The sequence below is a fragment of the Clavibacter sp. MX14-G9D genome (genome assembly GCF_032917815.1).
Classification (GTDB): Bacteria; Actinomycetota; Actinomycetes; order Actinomycetales; family Microbacteriaceae; genus Clavibacter; species Clavibacter michiganensis_K.
Genome location: NZ_JAVCVL010000161.1, coordinates 1 through 6,315, shown reverse-complemented (window position 1 = coordinate 6,315; position 6,315 = coordinate 1). Strand labels below are relative to the sequence as shown.

Sequence of the window (6,315 nt, the reverse complement as noted above, 5' to 3'; positions counted from 1 at the left end):
GACCGGACCCGACGCGGCCGAGCCGGCGTCGCGCGTCGCGGTCCCGTCGAGCGACGCGCGCGACGGCCGGGACGGGGACTGAGCGCTCCCCGGGTGCACCCCGTTGACACGGCCGTCCGCGGCTGGTCGACTCGCGGCAGGGCCGCCGCCTCCTCGGGGGCGGCGGCCCTCCCCATGCCGGGGTCCGGCCCGGGGCCCGTCCGTCCTGCAGCATCGGAGGTCGCCATGAGCGAGCCCATCGTCATCACCCGCACGTTCGCCGCCCCGCGGGAGCGCGTCTACGACGCGTGGACCACCCCGGCCGACTTCTCCGCCTGGTTCGGCGGCGCGGACATCGAGGTCCCGCACGACACCCTGCGGATGGACGTGCGCGAGGGCGGCGCCTGGACCGCCGTGATGCGCCTCCCCGACGGGAACGCGATCGACTGGGCCGGCGGGTACGTCGAGCTCGACCGCCCGGGACGCCTCCGCATGACGATGACCGACCGGCCGGACGAGCCCGCGGGGGAGCCGCTGCGGGTCGAGCTCGAGGAGGTCGCGGGCGGGGCCACGCGCATGACGTTCACGCAGGTCGCGGGCGACTTCACGCCCGAGCAGCGTGCCATGACCATCCAGGGCTGGAGCTCGTTCTTCGACGTGATGGAGGGGCTGGTCGCACCGGGGGCGTAGGCCCGCCGGACCTGGGCGACCAGGCCCTCGCACCCGGTCTCGATCCGGCCCTTGCGCTCGGCGGCGGTCGGGGCGTAGCGTCATCTGAACCGGTTCAGGTCGCGCATCCACGTGGCCCGCCGGCACTCGACGAGGAGGGGCCATGGCCGCGGGCGCACCCACGATCCTCGACGTCGCCCAGCGCGCCGGCGTCAGCAAGGCGCTCGTGTCCGCGGCCCTCAACGACCGGCCGGGCGTCAGCTCCGACTCCCGCGCCCGCATCCTGCGCGCGGCCGACGACCTGGGGTGGCGCCCCAGCCTCCCGGCCCGCTCGCTGTCGACCCGCACGTCCTACGCGGTCGGCCTCGTCATCGCGCGCGACCCGAAGGTCATCGGCGTCGACCCGTTCTTCCCGGGTCTGATCGCGGGCGTCGAGAGCGTCCTCGCGCCCCTCCGCCGGGCGCTCGTGCTGAGCGTCGTCGAGGGGGAGGACGCGGAGCTCGACGCCTACCGCTCCTTCGCCCGGGACCGGCGCGTCGACGGCGTGCTGCTCACCGACCTGCGGCACGACGACGCGCGGATCGCCCTCGTGGCGTCGCTCGGGCTGCCCGCCGTGACCCTCGGGCGCCCCGCGTGCCCCAGCGACCTGCCGGCGGTCGTGCTCGACGACGCCGCGGGCGTGCGCGCGACCGTCGCCCATCTGGTCGACCTCGGGCACCGGCGCATCGCGCACGTGGCCGGGCCGTCGGGGATGCTGCACGGCAGCCGGCGACGCGACGCCTTCCTCGTGGCGGCGACGGAGCTCGGGACGGCGGACGCGACCGTGGTCGAGACGGACTTCTCCGCCTCCGACGGGGCGCGTGCGACCCGCGCGCTCCTCGACCGGCCCGACCGGCCGACCGCGATCGTCTACGCGAACGACCCCATGGCGATCGCCGGGCTCGGCGTCGCGCAGCGGTCCGGCCTCCGGGTCCCCGACGACCTCTCGATCACCGGGTTCGACGGCACGGACATCGCCCAGCACGTCTACCCGCCGCTCACCACCGTGGCGAGCGACCCCTTCGCGTGGGGGGCCGCCGCGGCCCGCACGCTCCTCGCCCGCGTCGACGCGGAATCCGTCCCGAGCGTCGAGCTCGACCCCGCGCGCCTCGTGGTGCGCGGATCCACCGGCCCGGCACCCGCCGACGACCGGACCCCCGTCCGCCCCTGACCCCGCCGCGACGGCACCGCGCCGCCGCGCCGGACCACCGCACGACCGCAGCACCTCACGATCCGCAGCACCGCACCCGGCGATGGAGCCGGGAGAGACAGGAGACACCGATGTCCCGCACGCCGTCACGATCCCGCCGCCGCCTCGCGGTGGCCGCATCCTCCGCGATCGCCCTCGCGGCCCTCACCGCCTGCAGCTCGGCAGGCGGGGGCGACGCCTCCGCCAAGCTCGAGGCCACCGGCGACATCACCATCTGGTACTCGAACAACGAGCAGGAGGTGGCGTGGGGCAAGCAGATGGTGGAGGCCTGGAACGCCGACCACCCCGACGAGCAGATCACCGGGCAGGAGATCCCCGCGGGCAAGAGCAGCGAGGAGGTCATCGGCGCCGCCATCACCGCCGGCAACGCGCCGTGCCTCATCTTCAACACCGCGCCGAGCGCCGTCGGCCAGTTCCAGAAGCAGGGCGGCCTCGTCGACCTGTCGTCGTTCCCGGACGGCGCCTCCTACATCGAGGAGCGCAGCGGCGACTCCGCGGAGCAGTACCAGGGCGAGGACGGCGGCTACTACCAGATGCCGTGGAAGTCGAACCCCGTGATGATCTTCTACAACAAGGACCTGTTCCGGCAGGCCGGGCTCGACCCCGAGGCCCCGGCGCTGTCGACCTACGACGACTTCCTCGCGACGTCGAAGACCCTCGTGGACGCCGGGGTCGCGCCCAACGCGATCCTCCCGGCGCCGACGAGCGAGTTCTTCCAGACCCAGTTCGACTTCTACCCGCTCTACGCGGCGCAGTCCGACGGCGCGCAGCTCGTCGAGGACGGGAAGGCGACCTTCGCGGACGAGGCCGGATACGCGGCCGCCGACTTCTGGGCGAGCCTCTACTCCGAGGGCCTCGCCGGCCAGGAGGCCTACACGGGCGACTCGTTCGCCGACGGGCAGGCGGCCATGTCCATCGTCGGCCCGTGGGCCGTGTCCGTCTACCAGGACAAGGTCGACTGGGGATCCGTCCCCGTCCCCACCGCCGACGGGAAGCCCGCGGACGAGGTCTACACGTTCAGCGACGCGAAGAACGTCGGCCTGTACTCGGCGTGCGAGAACCAGGCGACCGCCTGGGAGGTCCTCAAGTTCGCGACCAGCGAGGAGCAGGACGGGCAGCTCCTCGAGCTGACCGGCCAGATGCCGCTGCGCACCGACCTGCAGGGCACCTACGCCGACTACTTCACCGCCAACCCCGCCTACACGCAGTTCGGCGACCAGGCGGCGCGCACGGTCGAGGTGCCCGGCGGGCCCACCACGGTGGAGATGCTGCAGGCGTTCCGCGACGCGTGGTCCAAGGCCGTGATCTTCGGCGAGGGCGACGTCCACGACGCGCTCGACGAGGCCGCCGCGCAGATCGACGAGCTCGCCGCGCAGGGCTAGGCACCGCCGTGTCCGTCACCTCCGCGCCCCGGCGCGCCGGGCGCCCGCCCGGCGCCCCGCGGCCCTCGCCCTCCGCCGCGGAGCGCCGGGGGCCGCTGAACCGGATCCTCGGGCGCCACCCGCTGGGGCTCCTGTTCAGCGCGCCGTACCTGGTGTTCGTCCTCGCGGTGTTCGCGTATCCGCTGGGCTTCGCCATCTACATGGCGTTCCACGACTACTTCTTCGCCGCCCCCGGCGCGGTCGTCGACCGTCCCTTCGTGGGCCTCGACAACTTCCGGACCGTGCTCGGCGACCCCGCCGTGATCCGCTCGTTCGGCAACGTGGGCGTGTTCCTCCTCATCAACGTGCCGCTCACCGTGGTGCTCTCGCTCGTGCTGGCCACCGCCCTCGACAAGGTGGTGCGGTTCCGCACGTTCCTGCGGGTCGCCTACTACGTGCCCTACGTGACCGCGAGCGTCGCGGTCGTCGGGGTGTGGCTGTTCCTGTTCTCCGGCGACGGGCTGGTGAACTCCGTCCTCGGGCCGCTCGCACCGACGCCCTCCTGGCTCATCAACTCGGCGTGGGCGATGCCGACCATCGCGCTGTTCGTGACGTGGAAGCAGCTCGGGTTCTACATCCTGCTGTACCTCGCGGCGCTGCAGAACGTGCCTAGGGAGCTGTACGAGTCGGCGGCCACGGACGGCGCCGGGCGCGTCCGGACCTTCTTCTCCGTGACGATCCCCGGGGTCCGCCCCGCGACGGTCCTCGTCCTGCTGCTCGCGACGGTGACCGGCGCGAACCTCTTCACCGAGCCGTACCTGCTCACCGGGGGCGGCGGGCCGAACGGCGCGTCGACCTCCCCGGTGCTGCTGATGTACCAGGAGGGGATCCAGCAGGGGAAGCCCGGGGTGGCCGCCGCCATCGGCGTGGTCCTCGTGGTGCTGGTGCTCGTCATCGCGCTCCTGCAGAACCGCTTCGCCGGGGAGCGGGACCGGTGAGCGACCGCATGACGCGGGGGCAGAAGGCCCTGCGCGCGGTCGTCCTCGCCATCGGCGCGCTCGTGTTCCTGTTCCCGTTCTACTACATGGTCGTCGGCTCCCTCCAGGAGTCGCCCGACCCGTCGCCCGCGGGCGCGTTCCCCTCCCTCGGCAACATCACCGGGGCGAACTACACGGACATCGACGGACGCATCGACCTCGTGTCGGGGCTCGTCAACTCCGGCATCTTCACCGGAGGGGTGATCCTCTGCACGGTCGTGTTCGGGGTGCTCGTGGGCTACGCGCTCGCGCAGCTCGAGTGGCGGGGGCGCGGCATCACCTTCGCGCTGGCGCTGCTCGTCCAGGTGGTGCCGTTCCAGCTGCTGATGATCCCGCTGTACGTGCTCATCGCGCGGGACTACGGCCTCGCGGACTCGCACCTCGGCATGATCCTGCCGTTCGCCATCAACTCGACGGCGGTCATCATCTTCCGGCAGTACTTCCTGCAGGTGCCGCGCGAGCTGTTCGACGCGGCGCGCATCGACGGCGCCGGCGAGCTCGCCGTGCTCCGCCGGATCGCGCTGCCGCTCGTGCGACCGGCGCTCGTGACCGTGATGCTGCTCACCTTCATCGGACCCTGGAACGAGTTCCTGTGGCCCTTCCTCATCACCAAGGACGCGACGCTGCAGCCGCTGGCGGTGTCGCTCGCCAACTACATCAGCAACGTGGCGGCGACCGCGGCCAACCCGTTCGGCGCGGTCCTCGCGGGCGCGTGCGTGCTGGCCGCCCCGGCCGTGCTGCTGTTCATCGTGTTCCAGCGGTACTTCATCTCCACCGACATCGGCTCCGGCGTGAAAGGCTGACCATGACCTCGACCACCTCCCCCACGACCGCGTTCCCCTACGCGCTCACCCGCGTGGGCGTCGTGATGACGCCCGACCCGGACGACCCCTTCGAGGCCGAGGGGGTGCTGAACCCGGCCAGCGGGCGCGGCCCCGACGGCGAGCTGTACCTCCTCCCGCGGCTCGTCGCCGCCGGCAACGTGAGCCGCATCGGCATCGCGCGCATCCTCGTGGAGGACGGCGTGCCCGTCGGCGTCGAGCGGCAGGGCGTGGTGCTCGCGCCCGACCGGCCCTTCGAGCGGGGGCTCGAGAACGCGGGGGTGGAGGATCCGCGGATCACCTTCATCGACGCGCTCGGGCTCCACGTGATGACCTACGTGGCCTACGGGCCGGTCGGCCCCCGCAGCGCGATCGCCGTCTCCTCCGACCTGCGCGAATGGCGACGGCTCGGCCCCGTGCACTTCGCCTACGACGACGACCTCGGCGTGGACCTGTCGCTGTTCCCGAACAAGGACACGCTGTTCTTCCCCGAGGCCGTCCCCGGCCCCGACGGGACGCCCTGCTACGCCGCCCTGCACCGGCCGACCTGGGAGCTCGGCATCGCCGAGGGCATCGAGGCGGAGCCCCCGGCGCAGGTCACCGACCGGCGCGCGGGCATCTGGATCAGCTACGTGCCCGTCGAGGAGGTGGAGCGCGACGTCGCGAACCTCGTGCGGTGGAGGTGGCACCGGCAGGTGGCCCTCAGCGAGCACGCCTTCGAGGAGCTGAAGATCGGCGGGGGACCGGTGCCCCTGCGCGTGCCCGAGGGGTGGCTGCTCATCCACCACGGCGTCGTCGGCACGCTCGAGTTCCGGGTGGCGCAGCAGAAGGACGTCTTCTACTCGGCGGGCGCGATGATCCTCGACGCCGACGACCCCTCGCGCGTCCTCCGGCGCACCAGCGAGCCGCTGCTCTCCCCGGAGACCGCGGACGAGACCGACGGCATCGTCGCCAACGTGGTCTTCCCGACGACCATCGAGCGGATCGACGGCGTCGACTACGTGTTCTACGGGATGGCCGACAGCGCCATCGGGGTGGCCCGCCTGGACCGCACCGCCTGATCCACTCGGATCACCACGCACGACCCGCACGACCGACCCATGGAGAGCCCGATGACGCGCATCACCATCACCCGGACGGCGGCCGCGCTCGCGGCCGTCGCCCTCGCCGCCGGGGGCCTCACGGCCGCCGGCGCCGCC

6 protein-coding genes are annotated in these 6,315 nt (G+C 72.9%); all 6 read left to right on the top strand.

Annotation, left to right across the window (positions count from 1 at the left end):
• Window positions 1–225: 225 nt before the first annotated feature.
• The 6 genes from Q6969_RS11885 (at window position 226) to Q6969_RS11860 (ending at window position 6,177) form a co-directional block, all read left to right on the top strand.
• A complete protein-coding gene (locus tag Q6969_RS11885) occupies window positions 226–669 on the top strand; it encodes an SRPBCC domain-containing protein (RefSeq protein ID WP_317230626.1) in 444 nt (147 codons plus the stop codon).
• Between the two features lie 142 nt (window positions 670–811).
• Window positions 812–1,858, top strand: a complete 1,047-nt coding sequence (locus tag Q6969_RS11880) for a LacI family DNA-binding transcriptional regulator (protein ID WP_317230625.1) — start codon at window positions 812–814, stop codon at window positions 1,856–1,858.
• A gap of 110 nt (window positions 1,859–1,968) precedes the next feature.
• A complete protein-coding gene (locus Q6969_RS11875) occupies window positions 1,969–3,279 on the top strand; it encodes an extracellular solute-binding protein (RefSeq protein ID WP_317230624.1) in 1,311 nt (436 codons plus the stop codon).
• Window positions 3,280–3,374: 95 nt separating this feature from the next.
• Window positions 3,375–4,256: a sugar ABC transporter permease gene (locus Q6969_RS11870; RefSeq protein WP_262404311.1), complete on the top strand. Its 882-nt coding sequence runs from the start codon at window positions 3,375–3,377 to the stop codon at window positions 4,254–4,256.
• Between the two features lie 8 nt (window positions 4,257–4,264).
• Window positions 4,265–5,098 carry a carbohydrate ABC transporter permease gene (locus Q6969_RS11865; RefSeq protein WP_317230627.1) on the top strand — a complete coding sequence of 278 codons (834 nt, stop codon included), beginning with the start codon at window positions 4,265–4,267 and terminating at the stop codon, window positions 5,096–5,098.
• 2 nt (window positions 5,099–5,100) lie between these two features.
• On the top strand, window positions 5,101–6,177 hold the full coding sequence (locus tag Q6969_RS11860) for a glycosidase (RefSeq protein ID WP_317230623.1): 1,077 nt from the start codon (window positions 5,101–5,103) through the stop codon (window positions 6,175–6,177).
• Window positions 6,178–6,315: the final 138 nt, after the last annotated feature.